This window comes from Nocardia sp. NPDC050710, from assembly GCF_040654375.1.
Taxonomy (GTDB): domain Bacteria; phylum Actinomycetota; class Actinomycetes; order Mycobacteriales; family Mycobacteriaceae; genus Nocardia.
The window spans coordinates 154,463-178,705 of record NZ_JBFAHV010000011.1 but is presented as its reverse complement, the minus strand read 5'-3'; the positions used below and the strand labels follow the sequence as shown (position 1 = coordinate 178,705).

At 67.2% G+C, this 24,243-nt stretch carries 1 protein-coding gene (running past one end of the window); it reads left to right on the top strand.

All coding sequences use genetic code 11. The features are described from left to right. Positions 1-24,243: the 3' portion of a LuxR C-terminal-related transcriptional regulator gene (locus tag AB0H61_RS20745; RefSeq protein WP_357306854.1), read on the top strand. It extends 5,922 nt beyond the left edge of the window; 24,243 of the gene's 30,165 nt are visible here — the last part of the coding sequence; its start codon lies beyond the left edge, outside the window; it ends in the stop codon at positions 24,241-24,243.

The window sequence follows — 24,243 nt, the reverse complement described above, 5'->3', positions numbered from 1 at the left end:
GACAGGCTCTCGATCACCAAGGAAGCCGCCGCGGCCCATCTCGCGCGCGCCGGGCGCAAACTCGGCGCCAGCGGCCTGATTCCGACCGTGGTGCAGGCGGTGCTGCAACGGGTCGTCGCCGGTGCGGCACCGCAGGTCTTCGCACCGCAGACCCGGTCCCGGCTCGCCGCGACCGGCGTCCCCGTCGCCCCGGATCCCGCACCGACCGCGGAGTCCGAGCGGCTCACGAAGCAGGCCGTCGCCGCCGAATTGCTCGATGCCTACGGCATCGAAGTGCTCGGCCTGGACAAACCGAGTATCACCGTCGACACGGCGCTGTCGATCAGGAACGCGATAGTCGACGCCTTCGACGAGGACCCGTTCATCCGTCTCGACGTCATTCTGGTAGCACCCATGGCGGGGATGACGGGCGCCGTCATCTGGGACGCGGGCAGCATCACCGACACCCCGCCGGTCGTCATGGTGCTCAACGAGAATCTCTTCGGCCAACCGGCGAAGTTCCGCACCGCCATGCAGGAGGCGGTCGGCAAGGGCCGGTTGATGGCGCCCACCGGTGATCCGGTGTACGACTCCATCAGCCATGAGATGTCGCACCTGCGCGACAGGTCGGCGCGTGTCGGCCGCTACGCCGACTCGCTGGAGGCGCGGGCATTCGGCTTCCTGTATTCCCATTTCGCCGGATTGCGCGAGGCCGGTTCCCTGCCGCGGAATACCCGATTCGACGACTGGCTGGGTCAGCTCGACGAATACAGCCGCGGAAAGAAGAGTCTGCGACCGGACGATCGCCTGTTCGCGGCCTTCGACGTGTGGCTGAGCAATTTCGAGAGCCGAGAGGTGTTCGACGTGTGGCTGCGGCGGGCCGGACTGTCGCGCCGAGACGGTGCGATCGAACTCGAACCGCTGTACAGCGCATGGCTTCGGCAGCTCGACGCCGATACCCACGCACGGATACTCGCCGGTGAGCAGTACCACGAGGAGCACACCCACCGAGCCCCGGGCGCGACGGCGCCGTCCCTCGGCACCCTCCCCGTCTTCAACCCGGCGGAGGCACTCGCCGAGGCGAACAACGCCTTCGGCAAGAGCGCACCGAAGGATTTCACCCATCCGGCCTACGCACTACAGGCGCTGCTGCGCGGCGTACCGGTCGCCGAGGTGTGGCGAAATGCCGAGCACCGCAATGCCCTCGCCGCGGCCCGCGCCGATAATCCCGGTGTGGCCCCGGTCGCCTCCGGCTTCCGCCCCAGCATCACCCCGGACGGCACCGCGGGTAACCTCGCCCGGACATGGCGCGCCATGTCCGCCAGCGACCGCGCAGCCTGTGCGGAGCGGGCACCCGCATACCTGAAACCCGATGGGCCGCAGGGCTTCGTCCTCAACGAACTGGACCGGCTCGAGAACGAACAGCGCACAGCCGCCGCATCACACCGGACCCCGGTCGCCGCCCAGCCCGTCGGCCGAGCCACCTCGACGACACCCGAACCGGCTGCGCCGAAAAGGAATTCGGCCGCGGCGAGGGCACGCGAACGCTGGAAGAACAAATCGGCGCTCCCGCCGGAACTGTGGCAACAGCCCATCGGATCCCCCACGCAGAGATCCGATCTCGTGGCCATCAATCTCGGCGATTCCGAGGAATCCTCGGCACCGCAGGTCCGCCTCGATGACATCACCGCCGGCGACGAGGCGGAAACCGCACTCGTGGAACAACAACTCACAGACTTGCTGGAGGGCTGGTCCGACCCCGATTACATCCGCGAGATCGCCGAGGCCGTCGGCGCGTCGGTTCGGTGGGGGCAAGGGCCCATCAGCGTCACCGCGGAGCTCACCGAGGGTGAACTGCACGTCCGGCTCGTCGATATCACGGGTGACCACAGTTATGTGCAGGTCGACTGGCGTCTCGGACCGACGCCCGGTCCTGTCGAACGGGCCGCCCGAGCGCCCATCCGCGCCTCCTCGGACGAACTCGATCTCGACCGGTGGATGGAGATAATTGGGGCGACGGAGGAAGGAGAGGTGCCGCCGTACCAGGAAGAGGTAGGCGGGACGCGGAAGGCCGTCGCCGAACGACTGCGGACGCTGCCGCGCGGACTGGTCGACCAGGCGGCGCTGGCAGTAAGTGAATTCGTCACCAATGCCAAGAAACACCTGCACAGCAACGCCGCCGAGTACGGGCTCGCCCCGGAGGAAATACTCGACGTGAGTGTGTCGGGTACCGGGACGGGACGCCAGGTGCGCGTCTCCGTCACCAACGAACTCGCACCCGGAGCCGCCGCGAATCTGCCGAAATGGAATGCCGACGAACAAGATGTCGAGCGCGAGGGCGGACGCGGAATCCCGCTCGTAGTCGCCGACAGCACCGTCGCCGTCCAGCGCCTCACCTTCGCCCACGGCAAGAACACCGTCGAGCAATCCGCCGAATACTGGCTGACGCCGCCCGAGGGCAATATCGCCGAGACACACAGCCGAGGGCGAAAGAAGCCCGCCACGACCCGTTACGTGACGACGGGCCGCTTCCTCCGCGACGGCGCACAAGAGCAGCCGCCCGGCACCATTCCCGGTCACGTCAGCAAATGCCTCGCCCCCACCGTCCGCGCCGCCTGGGCCGACGGCCTGGACGACGCCCTCATCCCTCATCAGGACGCGGAGAGCTGGGACGAACTCGTCACCGGCGCGACAACGGCTCTCGCAGAAATCGACAATCCGGACGGCACCCCCTTCGCGGCGATCCTCGACAACGAAATCGACAGCATTCTCGACCCCGATAGCGACAGGCACAGCGCCGTCTTCGTCGTCGAGCACAACGGAATCGCCCACGCCTACTACGTCACCCAACTCGACGGCGAAGTCCTCATCTACGACACCAATATCCCCCGATCCGCCGACATAGACCTCGGCGGCAAACCCATCGCCCGAATCCGCACCCGAGACACGTGGCAACAGTCTTTCCCTCATATCGACCGCGCCTACATCGCCTACTTCCACACCACCGAAGGCAGACTCCACCCGCTTCCCCACGAGGAAGACGCCAACCTCGAAGGCACCACCGTCCCCATCCAAGGCCGACCGAGCCTTGATCCGGGCGATCGGGGTGTGGGCGACCGGAATTCCGCGGATCCCTACCGGCACCTCGATAGCGCCGCCGCGATCGGCGAGAAGTTGGCGGCGCGGCGCGGCATTCGGGTTGTCGGGTTCGATATCGAGGGTGTCGATGTCGAGGTGGCCCGCGAGTACGCCCGAGCGATCGATGAGCAGCTGGCCGAGTTGCCGATGGTGCGGCTGCCCGAGGTCCGGATCGGGGAGGTCGTCGGGGACGGTCATGCGCGGGTCGACCAGCATGTGGGTGCCGACGGCGGCTTCGTGGTCGACTCGATCACCCTCAGCGTGCGCTACGCCACCGAACCGGCGTTGTTCGACACGGTGGCCGAACGGATCGCCTCCGGCTACTTTCGCGGGGATCCGACCCGGCCGGTGTACACCACGATCGTGCACGAGTTCGGCCACGCGCTCAGCATCACGCTGGGCGAACGGATCGGCGACGAGGAGTGGCAGGCGCTGCGCGATCACCACCGGGGCGAACTACCGCGGGCAAGGGTTCCGGTGGAGGAGTTCATGGCCTGGCTGACCCCCCGGTTCAGCGGTTACAGCTTCTACGACAGTGGCTCGTTCAATGCGGCCGAAGCGATCGCGGAATCCTTCGTCGTCGGCCGGATGTCCCCGGCGGAGCTGACCGAGGGTGAACGGGTACTGTTCGACCGCCTGATGGGGCTGGCCGCCGCCGAGGCCGAGCGGCGCGGCATCGCCTGGGACCGGAATGCCATCGCTCGGACGGATTCTGAGCCCGCCCGCGAAGGGTTCGGACAGCAGGAGCAGGTGGAGTCGTCACCGCAGCAGGAACAGTCGCAAGCGCCACTGCAGCAGGTCGAGGTTTCCGAGCCGAGCAGTCCGGCCGATCCGGCGGATGCGCCCGCGCCAACCCGACCCGGGGATCCGGCGAGCCCGGTGGTAGATCCGCTGGACGCCGTCGAACAGTTCTCCGCCCAACCGGAGACGGCGGGCCGCGACCTCGACTCGGCGCCGCGAACCGATGCCGAAACCCAAGCGGCGGCATCGGCACGGCGCATGGGGGCCCTGCCCCGCACCACCGATCCCCGGACGAATTCCGGTCCCCACATCGATCCCGTCGCCATAGATCTCGGCGATGCGGACGAGCCCCAAGAGAGCGGTGCGAACCTCGTAGGTGCCATACCCACACAGAGCCCGCCAGCCGACGGCTCAGTGCATCCGGACACCACGCTGCGGCGGGCACAGGAAGGCGACCCCGCTGCTCTGCGCATGATGCGAGAGCGGTACGGAAGCTACACATTCCGGTATATCGCCCATGGTTTGCTGAGAGCCGTACCCGCATCCGGGCGCAGACTCCCGGAGGAGATCGTCCGGCTGGGACGTGCTGTCACCCGCTCGGTAGTCGAACTGGCCGAATCCCGATTCTGGGAACCTCTTGCCACCGACGCGGAGGCCCGCGAGTGGTTGCATCGCAACGCCCACGATCTGCTCGGCGAACAACTCCGCGATCTGGACACCCGCCGACGCGATGAAATCGCGAATACCTTGGCGGCCCCGCACATTCTGATCGACCTTATGGATGCGGAGCCTCGTGCCGAAATACGGTTGACCGACCGTGAGCGCAAAGTGCTCGAGTTGCTCGCGTCCGACAACACGGTCCTGCAAACCGCGACCGTTCTGCAGGTTGGGTCGACCACGGTGCATCACTACATGTCTCGGATCCGGAACAAGCTCGGTATCCACGACACCGGGCGCGGCGACGCCGCGCTTCTGGTCGCCGCGGCACTGTATACGGGGGTCCTGCCGCGGACGTACCTGCTGGCATCGGATACGACCTTCCGCGAATTGACCTCACACGAGACCGAGGTGGTCCGGTTGGTCGCAAAGGGCCACACGAACGATGAAATCGCGGAATCCACCGGTCTGGCTCCGAATTCCGTGGAAAAGGTGCTCCGCAGCGTCGGCCGCAAGTTCGGCGGGGTCCGGCTGCGAGCGGGGATCGTCGCTGTCGCGGTGAGCGAGGGCCTGCTCTCGCGGGCGCCCGCCGAACCGCTGGACGCGGAGACGCTACCCAGCGACAGCCGAATCGTTCTGACACCGCGCGAAACCGAAATGCTGACCCTCGTCGCACAGGGGATGACCAGCAAGGAAATCGCGACGGCGCTCCACATATCCGATCAGACCGTGGACACCCGGTTGCAGAAGGTCAGCGACAAGCTGGGCGCCGACACGCGCGCGGGCATGGTGGCCGTAGCCCTCCGCACCGGCGCACTCCCGCGCACACTGCACACGGTCGCGAACGACGAACGCCCCGCGCTGAAAACGCGCGAGATCGAAGTGCTGGCCCTGGCCGCAGCAGGTAAGAGCAGCAACGACATTGCCGAGGCCCTGGGGCTTACCCTGCAAACGGCCGAATCGTACGTAAGCCGTCTCAACCGCAAATTAGGGTTCGGGACGCGCGCGGGCACGGTCGCGTTCGCCGTGTGCACGGACCTCATCCCGCGCCTGACCGACCGCGAGGCCGCGGTGCTCGAACTCGTCGAGCGGGATATGAGCGACTACGAGATCGCCACCCGGCTCGGCCTCACGCGCCAGGCCGTCAAAACCTACATAGCGTCGGTCTGCGAAAAACTCGGTACCCGCGACCGCACCCAAGCGGCGGCATCGGCACGGCGCATGGGGGCCCTCGCCCGCACAACCGATCCCCAGACGAATTCCGGTCCCCGCATCGATCCCGTCGCAATCGATCTCGACGACAACGCCGAATCCTCCGAAATCGAGCACTTGCGATCGCTTCGCGAGGCGGTTGCCGCCAGACGTGCGGGCGCAGCGGGTGATCCGGTGCTGGAGAGCGTGGTCGGTCTGATCGATGAGTTGCTGGCGGTGCGGCGCGGGGATGTGCCGATTGCCGAGGAGCGGCTGCGGTTGCTGGAACAGCTTGCGTACCAGGTGTCGGGGTGGTTGGCCCGATCGGACGAAGCCGCCGCTGCCGCTGCCGCGTACGAGGAGGGACTGGCGGAAGGGACGTCCGCTGTCCTGGACACCCGGCGGGCGAGCGCGGAGATTCGGCTGGGCACGGCGCTCGCCACGTTCTCGGAGGTCTGGGGTCGAACTCGCCTGGCGCACACGGGCACACCGATGCCGACGCGGCTCGCGGACCACCTCCGGCGCGGTGAGGTCGAGCGGCTGTACGAGGTGGCCGAGGCGATCTTCGCGGATATGGCGCGAGCCGGGGAAGTCGTCGACAGGGTCGATACCGGCGACCCCGATCAGCTGGTCGAAGCCACGCGGCGTTACGACATGCTGCGGGACATGTCGGAGTTGCTGGAGCAACTGCAAGCCTTGGTGGAGCGAGGTACGGCCGAGCTGAGCGCGGAGCGCTTCGCGCTGCTGCTCGACCACTTCCGCGCGGTATCGGAACTGGTGGCCGCCACCGATATTCGCGACACCGCCGCTGCGGCTGTCGCGGCGTCGACCGGGCGGGAACGACGAGTCGCACAGGCCACCGAGAGCTACGGCATCGCCGACCGCGCGATCCGCAATATCGCGGAAATGCTGGGCGAACCACAGCACCACGCGGCCCCGAACCCCGCCGCACCTGCCGTCTGGCCCGGCGCCGACGGGCAGCCCACGTACATCGCCCACGCCCAGCCCGAAACACCCGGGCCGGAACAGAGTTCACCGGCGCGGCCGGGTCCGGCGCCAACTCCCGAGACCGCCCACCGGCAGCCCGAGCCCGCCGAATCGGAATCGGGCGACGGCACCGCGCAATCCACGCGCCGATACGTGGCCGCGAACCTGCGGCAGGAGAACCTGGGTTCGGTTGCGGCAGTGAGCGATCGGAGCCCGCGACACGCGAAGAACGAAGACGATTTCGCACTGCTCACGATGACCGTCGGCGGAGCGGAGTACTCCGCGGTCGTCCTGAACGACGGCCTGTCCAGGCCGCGTGGTGGCGACCGCGCCTCCGCCGCCGCCAAGGCGGCCGCGCGCGATTACCTTGCCGCGGCCCTGCGGCAGGCCGATCAGGAAGGCACACTCGATCCACTGGCGGTGGTCCGGGGAGCCGTGGCGGCCGCCCAGGACGCCGTCCTCGCCCTGGCATCCGGGTACGAGGGCACGACCAAGCCGCCCGCCTGCACGATCGTGGTCGGGCTGCTGGGCGCGGGGCGAGTCACCGCGGACTGGGTGGGTGACAGCCGCGCGTACTGGATACCGCTGGACGGCCGCCCTCCTGTACTGCTCACCAGGGACGACTCGAATATCCAGGACGTCATCGACACCTTCGGCTGGGAGCGCGAAGAGGCCCGGCACTCCCCCTACGGCAAGGGGCTCGCCTACTGCCTGGGCCGCCCCCTGGAGGGTCTGGAGTCGCATGCGAAGACCGTCGACGAGGTATCGGGCCCGGGTGTCTTCCTGGCTACCACGGACGGCATGTGGGAGATGATCGGCCCGGACGACCCCCGGCCCATCGCCGCCATCCTCCTCGAGTCGTTGACACGGGCCCCCGGCGATCTGGCCGCGGGCTCGCGCGCGCTGGTGCGGGCCGCCATCGAAGCGGGATCGGACGACGACATCACCGTCGCCGCCGCATTCCTTCCCGTACCCGGCGCCACCACCTCGGCACCGGCCCAGACCACCACCGACGGCCCGGAGCACACCGTCGCGCCACCGTCGAATTCCGCGACGCCGTCCTCACCCTGGAAGCAGGCCGGAGCATCCCGTAACCGCATCGACCCCGTCGCCATCGACCTCGACGACGACCCCGGCGACGCGCTGCCCTCCGCACACGAGCTGATCAAGGATCGGCCGAGACTGGCACGATTGCGCGCGGAGCGCGACGAGCTGCGGGCACAGCTCGAGGAGCTGGGCGGCGCGGCGCTCCGGCCGTTCGGCAGCAGGGCCGTCGAACTGCTGCTCCTGAGCCTGCTCGACCAGCAGCGCACCAGCGCGAGACCGGCATCCGAGACCGAGCCCGCGATCGAGTTGATCGAACACTTCCAGGAACTCGACGTCCTCGTCACCGCGGCCGACGAAAGCCTCCGCGTGCAGGGAATCGAGCCCCACGCTCAGGAGCTGCCGACCGGAACCCGGCAGTTCGGCTACCGCCCGTTGCTGTCCGCCGAGGAATTCGACGCCCTACCGGCGTCGGAGAAGCATGCCGTCGCGAAGTCCGAATTGTCCCAGGGCGCCCTGGATTTCGCCGATCCGGCCGACGGCGCGTCCTACGCCCGGGAAACCTTGGACACCGCCCGGCAACCGGCGGAACGCGTCCAGTCGGTGCAGTGGGCCAAACGGGATCCGAACGGGACCGGCCTGTTCGGCTATACGGGGGTCAACCGCTATCTGGCCACCCCGCCCCAGGACCGGGCATACGACAACCCCACTCCTGAACATGTCGTACACATAGATACCGCGATCCTGTCCAACCGGACCCGTGAGGACGTCTGGATCGTGGCCCCGCTCGAGCTGGATGAGATCGACGCCCACGATCCGGCAGGCATGCGCGGTCAGCTCTGCATCGAACGGGGCTATCTGCACGGCGAGATGGGCAGCACACCGTCCGCCCGAATGCAGGACTCCGACCGCAGATATCTCCGTGTCCCCGCCGGGACCCCGATGCTCAGCACCGAGGCCATGACCGGCGTCCCGGAAGTCCTCGCCCTCCACGGCCTCCGCTCCCTGGTGACGCGCGCGTTCGTCGACGACGACGACGGCTTGGCGCACGCGTACGGATACGTCCTCCCCGACGAATCGACCACCGCCACACCGGCACGCCGGGACGCAAGGGCGAAGGGCAACCGCATCGACCCCGTCGCCATCGACCTAGGCGACGAGGATTCCGACTCGCCGGATACCGGCGCCGGTAAGTGGGATCGCACCGCATCGCAGGAGAACACCGGCGAATCCTCGGGTCCGCGGGCCGCCGACCAGAATCCGGCACGCGGCAATCCGTGGCGAGCCGCGAGCGAGCCGGCCTCTTCCGGAACACCGTCGCGCACCGGGAAACAGCAGCGCAACGGTTCGAGCGAGGCACAACCGACCGGCAGTCGGCCCGCTACCGACACCGCGCTGCAACGTGCCCGGCTCAACGATACGGAGGCGTTCCGCGAGCTGCGCGAGCGGTACGGGCGCGACTTGTTCTCGAAAGTGCTTGCCGAGCTCGGGATTCCGGCGAGGGCCGTCGCGCCGGAGATGCGGCCGCTGGTAGGGGTGGCGCAGGAACTCAGCCGCATGGCGTTCCGGATCGCCGAGACGCACCGCTGGCGTATCGAAGGCGCCGACCCCCGCGAGTGGCTGCAGGGCATCGTGGGCAATCTGGTGGCCGGCTGGTTCGGGATGAACGCCACCCAGCGCCAGCACGTCACCGCGGCCATCGCCGCGATGCGACACGGCGAAAAGTTGACGGTGGTGCAGCGCGGCGCGCTCGACAGGCTGGTGCAGGCCGGGCAGCGCGATCTGGTGGCCGAGGACAAGCACCCGAGCGGTATCGATCTGACGGCGCCGAGCGACAGCGGGCTGACCAACCGCCAGTTCATGGTGCTCCAGCTGATAGCCGCGGATATGACGGCTCCCGAGATCGCCGAGGAACTGCGGCTGTCGCCGGGAACCGTGGGCAGCTACACGACCCAGCTTCGCCACGAGCTCGGCGCGCGCACCCGGGCGGAAGCGGTGTACATCGCGCTGAGCACCGGCATCCTTCCCGGCTCCGACCGGGTCGGCGACGAAACGTCCGCCTCCGAGGGGCCCCGGCTGACGAGTCTCGATATGTACCTGCTCACTCGGATCGCCAATGGAGACACCAGCAACGACATCGCACAGGACCTCGAGATCGACCCGAAGTCCGTGGACAAGCAGGTATATCGCGCCGGTCGCAAGCTCGGCGCACGCAACCGTCCGGGTATCCTGGCGGCCGCCGTCCGCACCGGCAATCTCGAACTCGCCGACCCTGCCGACGCCGTCCCCGGTACCGCCCCCATGCGGCCGGCCAACTACGAAACCGACGTCCTCACCCGGATCGCGAACGGCGAAACCAGCAAGGAGATCGCAGAGGCGCGCGGCCTGTCCTCGATAGTCGTGGACGACTACCTGATGCGCATCGGCCGCAAATTGCGGGTGCACAACCGGGCGGCGATGGTGGCCGTCGCGCTCCGCAACGACCTCCTGCCGGACATCACCCCCGTGAACGGGCGGATTCCCAACCTGACCACCGCCGAATACGACCTGCTCACGCGGATCGCGAACGGCGAGACGAATGCCGATATCGCGGACGACCTCGAGACGACCGCCGGCATGGTGGAGGTAGATCTCGCTCGTATCCGCCGGAAACTCGGCGCCCGCAACCGTCCGGAGGCCGTGGCGATCGCCCTCCGCACCGGCATCATGCCGAATGCTCCCGAGGCTGCCTCCTTGCCACCGGTGACCTCGGCGGAACTGCGCGAACGGTGCGGGCTCGACATATTCCGGTATGTGCTGTCGCTGCTGGGGGTGTCGACGACCGTGGGCGGTCGGCGCAGCGAACGGATCGCCCGCACCGTGCAGCTGGCCATGGAGATCAACGACGAGGTCTTCCGCTTCTCCGCGATCACCCGGGAGGGCGACGTCGCCGACCGGCTGCGGGGCGCCGCGCGGGCGATAGCGGAGGAGATGTGGTTCCATCCGCTCCGCGCGGGAATCCTGGCGGTGCTTCGCGTCGACGGGGTCGCGGAAAAGGACCCTCGATACGGCCGGGTGGCCGGCATGAGCATCACCGGCTTGCGGCAGTACCTCGACCAGCTCGGGCCCACCGCGCGCTGGGCTTTCCTGGAGGCCGTCGACCACGTGCGGTCCGGCCGGGACATCGATTCGCTGCCACGCTCGGCGAAGAACGCTCTGGCGCGGGTCGCGGACGCGCGGATCGAGCCGGACGACTCGGTATCGCCGCCGCCCGCGCCGACGAGTGTCGTCGACGAACCTCCCTCTGCCACAGAGCATCCCGGACTGTCCGACCGCGAGACAGCGGCACTGGCCCTCGTTGCGGACGGTCTCCCCAATCGCGAGATCGCAACGACGCTGGCGCTGACGCACCGCGAGGTCCAAGCCGTGATGCATTCGATCGCAACGAAACTCGGCACCTCGCATTGGGCCGAGATGCTCGAGGTGGCGCGCGGCAGAGGGATAGATCTGACCGCCGGGAGGCCGAATTCCCAGCCGGAGAGCGCCACACCTGGCGGATTCGACGCCTACCGTGCCGCGCTGGCGAACGTCCTGGCCCAGGGGAACGAGAACGTGGATCCCATCGCCGTGCTGACCGGGACCACCCCCGAGCAGTTCGCGAAGGCCGTCGCCCAGCTCGGCCCGGCGGGGCGGCACACGCTGACGATGCTGCGGCACAGGCAGCCCGTCGCCCGGCATCCGGATATTCGACCGGCCGTCGCCGCCGCACAGCCTCTGGTGTCGATCCTCGCGACCGAGCAGCGGATACTGGATATCCGGTTGGCCCGGGTGCTGGCGGAGGTTTCTCCGGAACGGCTGGAGGCGGCGCTCGGCCGCCTCACGCCGCAACAGCGGGGGATCCTCCGCGGCGTGTTCACGCGCAGGCTGTCCATCCGCACCATGGTGTCCGGGCTGGGCTACCGGGACGAGGCCACGGCCGAGCTGTTCATCGCGAACGCCGTCCGGCAACTGGGAATGCATCTCCTCGGCTTGCCGGTCACCGAGCCGGTGCACGACGAGCGTTCGCGGGCAAGGTCTTTCGGGCAAGTACCGGCGGCCCGAACCGTCACCCAAGCCCCACCCGGCGAAACCGCCTTCCAGCGCGGCCGCCGGGAGGCCGAGGAGGAACGGCGGGCCACCGCCACGGGAATCACCGACGCGGATCTCGATCTCCTCAACGCCGTCCTATCCCGGCTGAGCGAACAGGCACAGCCGCAAGCACCGGAGCCCGATGCCGGCAACCGCGACAACCCATCCGACCCCCGCATCGACCCCGTCGCCATCGACCTCGGCGACGAGGTCAGCGAATCACGCGCCCCAGAAGAGGATTCGGCATCCGGCAACCTCCGGTACCGGGTGCAGGAGGTCGAGCTGGCCCGGTATCTCTACGGTCGCCCGGAGGTCAGGGCCGCGGCGGTGGGGGTGCTGGAGCATCTGCGGAAGGTCATCCACGGATTGTTCCCGGGGGCCACGGGTGAGCAGATCCGCGCGGTGTTCGGGGCGAGCGAGAACACGCTGTGGGGCGGCATGGTGTCGCGGTCCGTGCCGATGGACGAGCTGATTCGCGACGGAAATCCGCGTGAGCTGTTGTCCGCCGTGCTCAACGGGATGATCCGGAACGCCGAACTGGGTGCGGCGGCCTCGGGGGTGACGCTGGACCAAGGCATCGCCCGGTTGCTGAACCGGGCGGACTGGGAACAGCGGGCGCGCGATCTGAGGCTGGACGTCGAGAGGCTGGCACAGGTGCGTGCGGCGGTCCTGCGCGACAACCCCGGCGGGCCGATCACCTGGAAAGACCTCATCCAGGTCGAGTACGTGCGGGCGCACGACGATATCGCCGAGGCGGCGTTCGCGGAGTACTCGCGGCGCAAAACGGCCTTCCCCGAACGGGCCGCCGACGAACAACGGAGGCGCGCATTCACGTCACGGGACTTCGCGACGCTGGGAATGCCACTGTCACTGCGCGAATTCGCCGACCTGCCCGAGCGAAAGGTCCTCCGGGTCGGCAAACTCGAGCCCGACGTTGTGATTCCGCGCGAGGAGGACGGCCGCGTCGACATCTCCCTGCTCGAGAACCGGCTGAGACACGACGACAGTTCCGTCGCTTACGTCGTCCCGAACTACATGCTCGACGAACGCGGACGACGGATTCGCGACGAGAACGGCGACTGCCTCGTCAAAACCATCGAGGTCTACCGTCATGCGGGCACGGTGGATGCCGCGACCGCCTACCGCCTCGATTCCTCCGAATACGTCATCGAACTCCCGTGGCGGCCGGGCGTGGCGCTGGTCGGGCTCGACCTCGGTGACGACTACGCCCGCGAGGTCCTCGTCGAGCAACAGATCCCGACGAACGCGGGCATCTCCGGCACCACCACGCGGATGCTCACGCGCTTCGACTGGCTGCGCCCGCCCGGCGTCTCCGAGCACGACTTCATCGCGGCGATGATCGCCTTCATGCTGCCGCACCACCACAGCGTGTACGAATTCGTGCGGGGGCTGGAGATGGCGGGCCGCTCGATGGGCCACGACCTCGAGTCGATGTACCGCGCCCTCAACGAGCGGTTCGGCCCCGAACGCACCGGCGGCATGAATACCGATGTCGGCGAGCGCGACAGCGCATCCGGTCACACCGGAACCGCCGGTCCGACTCCGTGGCGGAACACCACGTCACCCACCAGCGGCGACGCCGCATCCGGTAACCGCATCGATCCGGTCGCCATCGACCTCGGCGACGACGTGGTCACCGACGACGAAGCCGTCCGGCCGGACGCCCAGGTCCCCGGTTCCGCGCTGCGTGCGGATCCCGAGCCTACGGCGGAGGAGAAACAGCACGTCGCCGCCGCTGTCGCCGAGCTGACGAGGCAGCTGGGGGCGGGGGCGACGCTGAATTCGCTGTTCTCGCGGGTCGACCCGGAACGGGTGACCGCGGCCGCCCGAACTCGTGCCCTGCGCAACGCGCAGTGGTGGTTCTCGCTGACCGATGACCAGCAGCGGGCGCTGGCGGCGGTGCATCCGCAGCTGATCGGCAATGCCGACGGCGTCCCGTACTCGGTGCGCGACTATGCGAATCGACGGTCGATGACCCGGCAGCTGGCGCGGCTCGAACAGATCCGAGCACATCGGAAGCTCACCGCCCCCGAGCGGGCGCAGCTGCGCAACCTGGAGATCGCGCGGGATCAGCTCGCCGAGATCGAGCGCCAGGCACGGGACCTCGGTTCGCCGCCGGTACAGCTCATGGCATTCGACCCGCGGAAGTACCGGGGCAACGGGCGGATCACCGTGTCCGTCGGTGACGCCGATACGGCGACGAATGTGACCCGCCACATCGGCGGCTTCGGCACCACGCTGCGGTCGCTGCTGTACCGGTACGGATTCGCCGGCCCGCAGTACGAGATGACCTCGCGCTACGCACCCGGCGAGACGGTAGCGGCCATCATCGATATCGGCTACCACCATCCGGGCCATCTGTTGAAGGGGACGGCGCCGGTCGTGCCGCTGGATCCCGCGCAAACCCGGTTCGCCGAGGCCGGTGGTTATGTGGTGGCCCGAGATACTGTTTCCTACAACGCCACTCGCGAGGCACAGGCCCGGCATCGGGGGATCGCACCGCCGCGGTTGCGCACCCTCCTCGGGCACAGTTACGGCACGACGACGGTCTGTTACGCGGGCGACGAGGACCGTCTGGTGGGCGAGGTCGACCAGGTGATCCTGACCGCCTCACCCGGGGCGGGCCCCCTGACGCACGCCTCGGACTTCGGCATCGGCGCGGAGAATGTCTATGTCCTGACCTCGAGCGGCGATCCCGTCGCCAAGCTCGGTGCGGACACTCCCGGCCACGACGGCCGATACTTCAACCGCGGCCTGGGCGCCGATCCCGCGAACGAGGCCTGGGGCGCGGTCCGGATCACCGCGGAACCTCCCGAGACTCGGGAGTTCCGCAAGGCCACGCAGATTCATCAGGGCTACAACTCCTTCGCCGACAACGAGACAAGAGAGCCGACCGAGGCCCTGAACAATATCGGCCTCATCACCGCGGGCCGCGGCGACGAGGCGGCCCGCGCCGAACACCGGACGACGGACGCGCGTCGCCGGACGGCCTGGCGGCCCACGGATCCGGAGCGGCAGCGCGCCGCCCGGGCCCGCGCCCTGGCCGCCGGGTTCACCCCCGAAGAGATCGCGGAGATCGAACACCTCATCGCCGAACTGAGTGAGGTCCGCGGCACCGACGGTGGCCATCCGTTCGACTACATCGAGGACCTGCCGATACCGAAGCCCGGCGAGCCGCGCGGGGCGGACTGGATCAGCAACCGGCACGGATGGTTCCGCGCGCTGCTCTCCGGAAACCTCACCGAGCTGCGGACTATCGAACTCACCGAGAAGGACATGTTCGAGCTGAAGCGCTTCCTGCGCCGCTCGCCGATCTACCTGACGCTCGGTCTCGCCGTCGCGGCAGGGCTGAAAGCCGAACAGCTGCTGGGTCTTTCCGACCCCGGTTCCCTGTTGTTCAAACAGGAGAAGCGAATCCAGGGCGATAAGACGATCACCGTCTGGAAGTTCCGGACCATGCCGGAAGGCGTACCGGAACGACCCACCGGCCACGACGCCGCCGACCAGTCCGGCCCGGTCCAGCAGCTGCTGCGCAACACATCGCTGGACGAGCTGCCGCAGCTGTTGTCGATCGCCTCCGGAATCATGTCGTACCTGTCGGGCCGGCCGATGCTCGACGGCGACCGCGACCGGATGCGGGCAGTGCTCGAGCCGGAGGAGTACGAGTTCTGGGATCGTCACCTCAAGAACGACCTCTGGTCGGCGCTGCACTTCCCCGGCTGCCGCGGCCTCGACCGCGAATCGCCGGAGTACCTGCGCACCAGATACCTTGCCGCCCGGCTCTATTCACTGCTCGGCAGCCGGTCGGTCGACGAGTACATGCTCAGGGTGATCGACCGGTACCTGCTCGGCATGGTGCGCGCCGAGGGCCGAGCGCTGGTACACAACCTCGCGAACCGGCTGCGCGACCGCATCCTGGGGACCGACACCGTCGAGGTCACCGAGCAGACGGAGCAGCAGGCAGCCCCGGCGCCCGGCACCGCCGAGCCCCGGTCTCACAAACCCGAGCGCTCGCCGGACCAGCACCGTGGCATCGACCCCGTCGCCATCGACCTCGAGCCCGAGGAACCGGACACACCCGATAGCGGCGACACCCGCTCGGACGTCGACCCACTCCCACCGAACGTACGCCGGGTCGCCGAGGACGCCGCACCGTTACCGGCTGCCGAGGTGCTGGCCCGGCATGTCGACGCCGCAGGCGTCGAGCGGGTCCTAGTGGTCAAGGCGGCCGGCGACGACGGTCGGCCAGGCCTGTGGCGGCTGCCTTCCGCGCACGAGACGGCCGCGTTGAATGTGGGTGCCTCGGATTCATCGACCACCACGCGAAACGGTATTGCGGTGGTAGAGGTGTCCGAGCGATTCGGTGCCGGCGCCGTCGGCGGGACACGACTCCACGATGTTCAGTGGCTGACCCCTGATGAGCTGGATATCAGACAAACCAATCGGCATGTGCCCAGGGGATTCACAGAACGTGTTTCCGCCGCGCTGGAGGCGTTCGATCGGGTGCGCCCACCGGCGGATGCTGCCGAGGAACTCGCGCAGCTCGGATCCCGCCTTTCGTTGAGCACGGACACTATCGAACGCCTCGTGCACGAACTCGCCGGGCGACCAGCCGACGCGAAGGAAGCGATCGTCGGCTACTTTCGTGACCTCACGGCCGAATTCGAGCTGACAAAGGTGGGAGTCGAGTACTACGCCGACAACGGGCCCGAGGACCGACTCGGCAATAGCTTGAACCAGCAGCAGATTCGGCTCCTCATCGCCGCCCATCCCGATATCGAGGACGCGATCCCGACTCCGCTGGCGTCCGAAATCCTGCACGAAATGGTGCACAACCAGAATTGGAGTGCCGCCACCGTCGCCGACGGGATCGAACTTCTGGCGAGCCCCCCGATCGCTGCCGCATTGCGGAAGATTCATCAGAACAATGCTCACTTCGCACCCTATGTCACCGCAGGAATGCCGAGTCGAATTGCAGACCTCGACAGGTGCGGTCGGGAGTTGCACCGGATTGCCGAAATACCGCCAGGCAACGTGGATTCGCGTTTGCTCGAGACCCTCGACAGATGTTTCAGCGACGGGTCGAATGGCAAGGATATTGCCTGGGAATTCATGGCCTCGCTCGAGGACTTCTCGCCCAGCTCTGTCCAGCATGAGTTCGCGGACAGGCTCCTGCGGTCCGGCCAGATCTCGCATATCCCGGACGATGTGCGTGCAGAGGTGACGTTCAGTCCGCAGCAGCTGCGTGAAGTGGAGGACATCTACGTCGATGGGCCATCCGGTTCGGATTTCACCTGCTATATCACGAAGGTAGTTGAGCTACCTCCCGCCAAGCGGCCGCCAACGGTTCGTGCGGCGATGGAGATCATGCGGGAGGCGACGCCGGAGTTTGCCCGATGCGTCCGTGATCTGATGACAGACAGGATCCACGAAACCGAGCGAAAGACCCTCGGTTTGCGGCGTACCGGCGACGCAGTAATTCATGAGCTGAAGGAGATCGCGCGCTCCTTCGTGGCCGAGGTCAAAAGCGCAAATATCTCGGCCGATAGTTTGGCGAAGGTGCAGTCGTCGGAATTCCTGGCACGGTTGCTGATCACCGTCACCCGCTATGACATGTCGGATTGGGGATCTCGTAGCCCGGCGTCTCTGCGTGAACTTCTCAGCTACCACGAACAGGCAACGGCGGCAGGGCGCATCGCACCGATTCCTGCGGCATATCAACCCAGCGGTGTACTCGAAATCGCCAAACTACGGTCTCGCGACAGTGGGTCCGGGTCGCAATGGACGGAGGACCTGCTGACCCGATTCGAGAGGCTGGCGAAGAATCTGCACGATGCACTCTCGGCTTTGACGAGCGAGCCGCGACCGTTCACCTATCTACTCGGCAAACTCGGACGCGGTATCGCTGAACATATCGAGGAATTGGACCGCTGCATCGTTTCGGACGCGCTGGCCGACGGTACGCCCATGAACGACAAAGCACGCCGGAATATGATAGCGCGAGTGCATGAGCTGAAGGAACTCATCGCACCGGATGCAGGAGGATCACGGCAGTTCCTGGCGCTACGATCACTCGAAGATTTCGAGAAGAATTTTCAGCGACTGGTGCGTGTCGGTAAATTGCATGACGACCTGCGAACCATATGTTTCGCATGGGCGATGCATCAGCATCCGGTATGGGTCGATCGGTTGAAAAACCTCCGACCCGAGGAACCCACCCTCGAGGACGTAGGTCTTGTCCGGGAATTTGTCGATCACACTACCAACCAAGAAGTATTTGCGCGCTACTTCTCGAGCCGCAAGAGTGCGAACCAATTCCGCCGGATGACAAGTGTTATGGCACTGAATGAAGCGATACTACGCGCCCAAGGAGTCGGGGTCTCCAGCGATACCACTCGACTTCAGTTCGTTCCGACACGGGGACCACTGCTCGAACTTTCCGGGAATATCGCCAATGCCTGCTGGGCGGGCAAGTATCGTTCGGTCGCCGAGGCGATGCCGAATATGACGGCCGTTATCATGGTCCGGAATCCGGACGACCCGGGCCGTACCGCGTTTGCTGGGGCCTGCCTTCTCCTCGAGACCACCAGCGAATTCGGTGAACCCATTCTGCTGATACGCGGTCTCAATCCCGTCGAGAACTATATCAACCACGTCTCCGTCGCGGATTTCTACCGAAAATTCACGGACTGGGCGCAAGAAATTGCTACCGCCCGCGGATGTCAGCTCGCCATTGTCATCGACAATCACTCGGGCGGCGCCGCGACAAATCGTCCCGCGCTGTTCGGGCACCTGACCGCAGAGCGCAAGAAACTGAAACGGATCCGGATCAATTCGACGAACACGACATTCAACGACTACGACGTCAGCAACTGCGCATACCTCATCGAGCCGCCCGCAAATCCCCGGTCCGGAACAGTAGATTCCGCCACCAAGGACGAGAAGCCGACAACACCGGGAAGGGGCATCGACCCCGTCGCGATCGACCTCGGCGACCCCGGCGAGCCGTACACAAACGACGCACCGGAGGTGAACGAAAGACCGATCCGGTCGGCCTCCTCCGCTGAACCGCCGGCCGCGCCGACGGCGGTTACTCAGGCGAGCAAGGCGGCATCCGAGGTCGTTTCGGCTCTGGAGCACGCCGACTGGCTGCCGGTCGAGGTAAGGACCGCCGTTCGCGATCACCGGCATGCGTTGGCTCGACGCGTCGACAAACTCCCTGACCTACAGCGGGAATGCCTGCGCCAGAAGCTCGTCGAGGGGCACTCGAGCGCTGCGGTGGCAAACCGTCTGGGCAAGAGCCGCGGGGCCGTCGGCATGGCACAGCGCCGCGCTATGGCGAGCCTGTCCGAAATACTGCCGCCCGGTTCGCGGGCTTGGTTGCAGGCTCCGCAAAAGACCGCCCAGGGTCAGGCGGCCGAGCGGAACCGGCCTACCGAAGCGACCGCGCCGCCCGTGATCTCCGAAGAAGAGGCGGCGCTCGACGCCGAAATACGTGAGCTGGAGCGTGCGCTCGGCATCGAGACCGATGCCGAGCGCACACTCGAGCTGACGTTGTACATGGAGGACAAATTCCGGGATGTGGCCATCGCGGCGGGTGTGGATCGGCCCGAGTTGCTCTTCGGACGTAAGGAGTGGCTGAGCTGGTTGGAAGCTCGTCACTACACCGAGCAGCATCTCAGAGACGAGCTGAGCGTGGAGTTCATCCTGACATTGCATGAGCTGCTCGGGGTGCCGGACGGGACGGCCGCAGACGTAGCAGTGATGTGCGAGTGGTTCAACGCCGCAGTACAGAGGCCCGACAGAGACCCCTACAAAGTGGCCACAGATCTGCAGCTCCGGAGCATTTCCGGGCACCACGGGAAGGGCGACCATCACCGTCGGCTGTCCCGGATCCTGCTGCATTGGGCGCTCGAGAAACAAGGGAAGCCAGCCAGTGCCATACCGGATTTCGAAGAAGATCTCCTCACCATGCGGGACGACTGGGTGGAAACTGTCAAGGCGGGAAGCCTGCGGTATCGACTGCTCAAAGCCCAGGTCGAACAATCCGGGGGTACAGCGGATCCGGTATCGCTGCTCGGTCTTGCCGACGCGAGGAAACGCTACCAGCGCATGGGTGGCAAGCCCGCACCGTTCGTCCCGGGTGAAAGACCCGATGCTCTCGCCTGCAAGCGGCTGCTGGCCACGCTGCTGTCGGACGCGCCGCTCCCCGAAACCGACGAGCAGGTACTGGCAATCGTCGACCGATCACTACATGACGGGCTGAACGCAGACGCAGACACAGCGCCTCAGCCGGAAAACACCCTGCTCGAGCCCGCAAAGCCGCCATCCTCCGGTAACCGCATCGACCCTGTCGCGATGAACCTCGACCCCGACGAGCAGGAATCCACGGAAAACCCGATTCCGTCGGAGTCCCGGACGATCATGGAGCCTGGCGCCGAGAACACCGCACCCGGGCTCGGTCCCGCTCTGACCGAGCTCCGGCAGCGGGTCGCTTCGCAGTTCCTCGCGGTTGCCGACGCGGTGGGCGAATCGGACGTGTGGCGCATGCGCGACCGCAATCCGGTTGGGCGGCAATGGCGTCGCCGATCGGTTGCGCGCATGATCGGCCACGGTCAGCCAGAGGTGGTCCGGTTGCACGAGCTCGCCGCGGACCGTCCGGCGGGTATGCGGCTCGAACAGCGCCGCCACGCTCTGGCCCAGCTACTTGCCGCGCGGATCCGGGCACTGCCCGCCGAACTGCGGGCGGAAATCGGGCTGTTGCCTCCGGACGCGCCCGCCGAACGCGTGCGGGCCCTCGTCGATGCGCTCGCGACGAGCCACCACGTGCGCACGATGATCGGGCGGCGTGACCGCAGCGTGTTGGTGCGGTCGGGCCGGCGGCTGCTGCGGCTGCATGCTTTGCGGGCCTATGCCGACGACTTCAACTCTGCCGTGCGGCTGCGCGGCGACCTCTTCGAACTGGAGCGGTGGTACGCGGATGCCTACCATCGGCGCGACGAGCCGCACCGGCGTGGGTGGTACGAGACCGTGCACGCCTGGGTGACGGAACTCGAACAGTCCGCCCTCGAACTCCGCCATGCCGACTCCGCGGACACCCGGCCCCTGCAAGAGCAACTGACGGACCTCCTGACGCAGAATGTGGTCATCGCCGAGGCGACCATCGTCGACGGAACCGGCGCCGCATCGTTCGTCGGCGATGTGGTGGTGCGGGACGGACACATTGTGGCCACGGGCCCCGGCCTCCCCCGTCGGGCCACCGCCCCGGTCATCGCTGCGAAGGGGCTGGTCCTTGTCCCCGGCTTCGTCGACACGCACACCCATGACGATGTAGCCGTCGCGAAGTGGGGCGCGCTGGACTTCAAGGTCGGCCAGGGCGTCACGACCGTGGTCACCGGCAACTGCGGTTTCAGCATGTTCCCGACCGTAGATCCGGAGGATGCGACACAGCTTGCCGAACAAGCCGCCGCGGTACTCGGCGTGATCGACAAGCCATGGGACTGGCCGACAATGCGGGCCTGGCTGGACATGCTGGGCCGAAAGGCATTGGGGCAGAACGTCCGTCCACTGCTCGGACACAACTCGGTGCGGGTTGCCGCGATGGGACACGACGCCCGCGCGGCCACCGAGGACGAAATCCGCACGATGGAGGAGCACGTCGAGGAGGCCATGCGGGCCGGTGCGGTCGGGCTTTCCCTGGGGCTGATCTACGGCGGAGCCACGGCTACCACCCAGGAACTGATTCGTCTCGGGACCGTCGTCGGGCGCCATGACGGCCTGCTCGTCGCCCACATGCGAAACGAAGGTGAGGGCCTGCTCAATTCCATCGCGGAGATGTTGCAGATAGCCCGGCACAGCGGGGTGGCCGTCCACCTCAGCCATCTCAAAGCCACCGGTCCCGCGAACTGGGGGACGATGGCCGAGGCACTTCGCATGATCGACGACGCCGTTGCCGAAGGCTTGGATGTCACCGTCGACGTCTACCCATACCCGAGTACCGGCCTCATCCCGATCTACCTGCTGCCGCCCTGGGCCCTGCAAGGCGGCATGGACGAGACGGTGGCGAGGTTGCGCGATCCCGAGGCGCGCGCGCGGATCCGCGACCACCTCGCCCATGGCGACCCCCACTCGCCGGATTGGGAGAACATCCTCCAGGGCGACACACCTGCGGCGCTTGTCCTGACATTCGTTCCGGACCAGGAACTCGCGCGCCTCGAAGTCCGCAGACATGAGGAGGAACTCGAACGCCTGCGTCGGGCAGCGGGTCAGGAAGAACTCGAGCGCCTGGAACATCTCCGCCACGAGGAAGAGCTCAGGAGTCTGGTCGAACTCAAGCGGCTGGAGGGTCTCAACCTGGAGCAGGCGGCGGAAGCTCTCGGCATGGAGGTCACCGAGGTGGTCTGCCATATGCTCGAAAAGACAAGGGGTGACCTCACTTTCGTCTCGTTGTGCCTGAGCCCCGAGGACATGGCACGGGTGCTCCGCAAGCCGTACAGCATGATCGGATCGGACGGCCTGCCGACCGATGCGGAAAAGCCGCACCCCCGGCTGTACGGGACCTTCCCGAAATACTTCGAGGAGGCGGCGCGGCTCGGAATCCCCTTCGAGGAGGCCGTTCGCAAGATCACCTCGCTGCCCACGCAACGGTTCGGGCTCGGCGATCGCGGCGTCATCCAGGAAGGGAAAATCGCGGACCTCGTCCTCTTCGATCCCGTGGCCTTCCGGGCCGAGGTCGCCACCCTCACCGATCCGCGGCAACCCGCTGCGGGGGTCAGCGCGGTCATCGTCGGCGGCCAAGTGGTCCTGCGGGATAACGGTTTCCAGCGGGCACGACCGGGAGAGCTCCTGGCTACCGCCGATGCCGACGAGCCGGAACCCACGCAGCCGGCTCCGAACTCTCCCATTGCGACCTCGGTTCCGGTGAATCCGGAAACGTGGCCGGAGTTCACGAACGATTCCGAGCTCTGCGTGGTCGGTTCGGGGGAGCTGGTCGCGGACCTCACCGGCGACGAGGGCATCCGGGAGCGTGCGGCGAAGCGGATCGGCAAGGGAGCTGTTCGGGTTCGGACGATGCAGCGAATCTTCGACGCCGCATTGCACCGCGGCGGCTGGGACTCGGTGAGCCGGCCGGGCAGCTCGACGACGCAGCAGGAGCGGACCGTCGAGGGCTGGATGGCCGAACGTCCGGGATCAGTAGTGACGCTGGTCTTGCAACGCCCGGGTCCGGTCGGACGCAATGAGGTAGCGAATCACCTGATGGTGTTGCACAACAAGAGCGAACGGGTCGGCGAGCCCGATGTGTGGGTATCGTTCCACACCCACGACGCGGCACGGCGTCACGAATGGGAGCCTTTGGCGGATCGCCAGCAGACCCTCCGTCACGAATACGGCCTGGATCTGGATGCCCTCGGCCCGTTCGTGGGTATAGCGTTCGTCGACGGGAAGCCGGACCAGCCGCTGGGCAACTCCGTCGCGGCCCGGCTTCGAGCGTGGCGGGAGGGCCGCAACGTCCACGGCCTGATCGGCTCCGCCGAGGGGCTGGAATCGCCGGATTCATCCGAGGACCGCACCGAGCCGCTTCCGGCGCAGGGGGCCATACCCCGAAAGCCACCGGCCATCCGACCTGCTACCGCGGATGCGGCGCTCGACCGAGTGCTCGACTACATCTATCAGGCCGTCGCCGACCCGAACCGGGTCGGCGACGACACCCTGATGGACTCGGTCCGCAACGAGACCGCGACCGGTCGCGCCACCCGTCTCAGCCGGCACCACATCAAGGCCGCCGAGGCGGCTGACCGGCTGCGAAAATGGTTGAGCGCCAACCCGGATGCATCCCAATCCGACAAATCCACGGCACTCGGGCTGATCGAGGAACTCGGCGCTGCGGTCCGAGGCGCCACCGCCCCGGAAGCAACGGCCGCGAGCGCAGACGGGCGGCAGGCACACGCGGCGACTCCAGGTGAAATCGCCGCGAACACGACAGACGAAGCGCACACGCCGACGACGCCGGCCGGGTCCATGGGCTTCCACAACCCCGACGAACCTCTCGGCACACCCTGGAACCGCGGCCGCAAACATGTACCGCGGAACAAGCAGACAGAGCCGCTCGGCACAGTCGACATCGACGGCGGCGGGTTCGGCCGCCGCGGCGACCCCCAACCGCCGGACGAGCCCGGCACCCGTCCGGCGCCGATCTCAACGCCGTGGAGTAAGCAACCGGAAGGGAAACCGGCAAACGATCCGGCCATCGCGCACCGGGAAGCAGAACACCGGCCGATGCCCGAGAGCCAACGTCGGCGCGTGCTCGAAGCGTTCGCGAACCGCGGGGCGCAGGGGTCGCCATCGACGCTCGATGCCCATGGAACCCGTAATCGATGA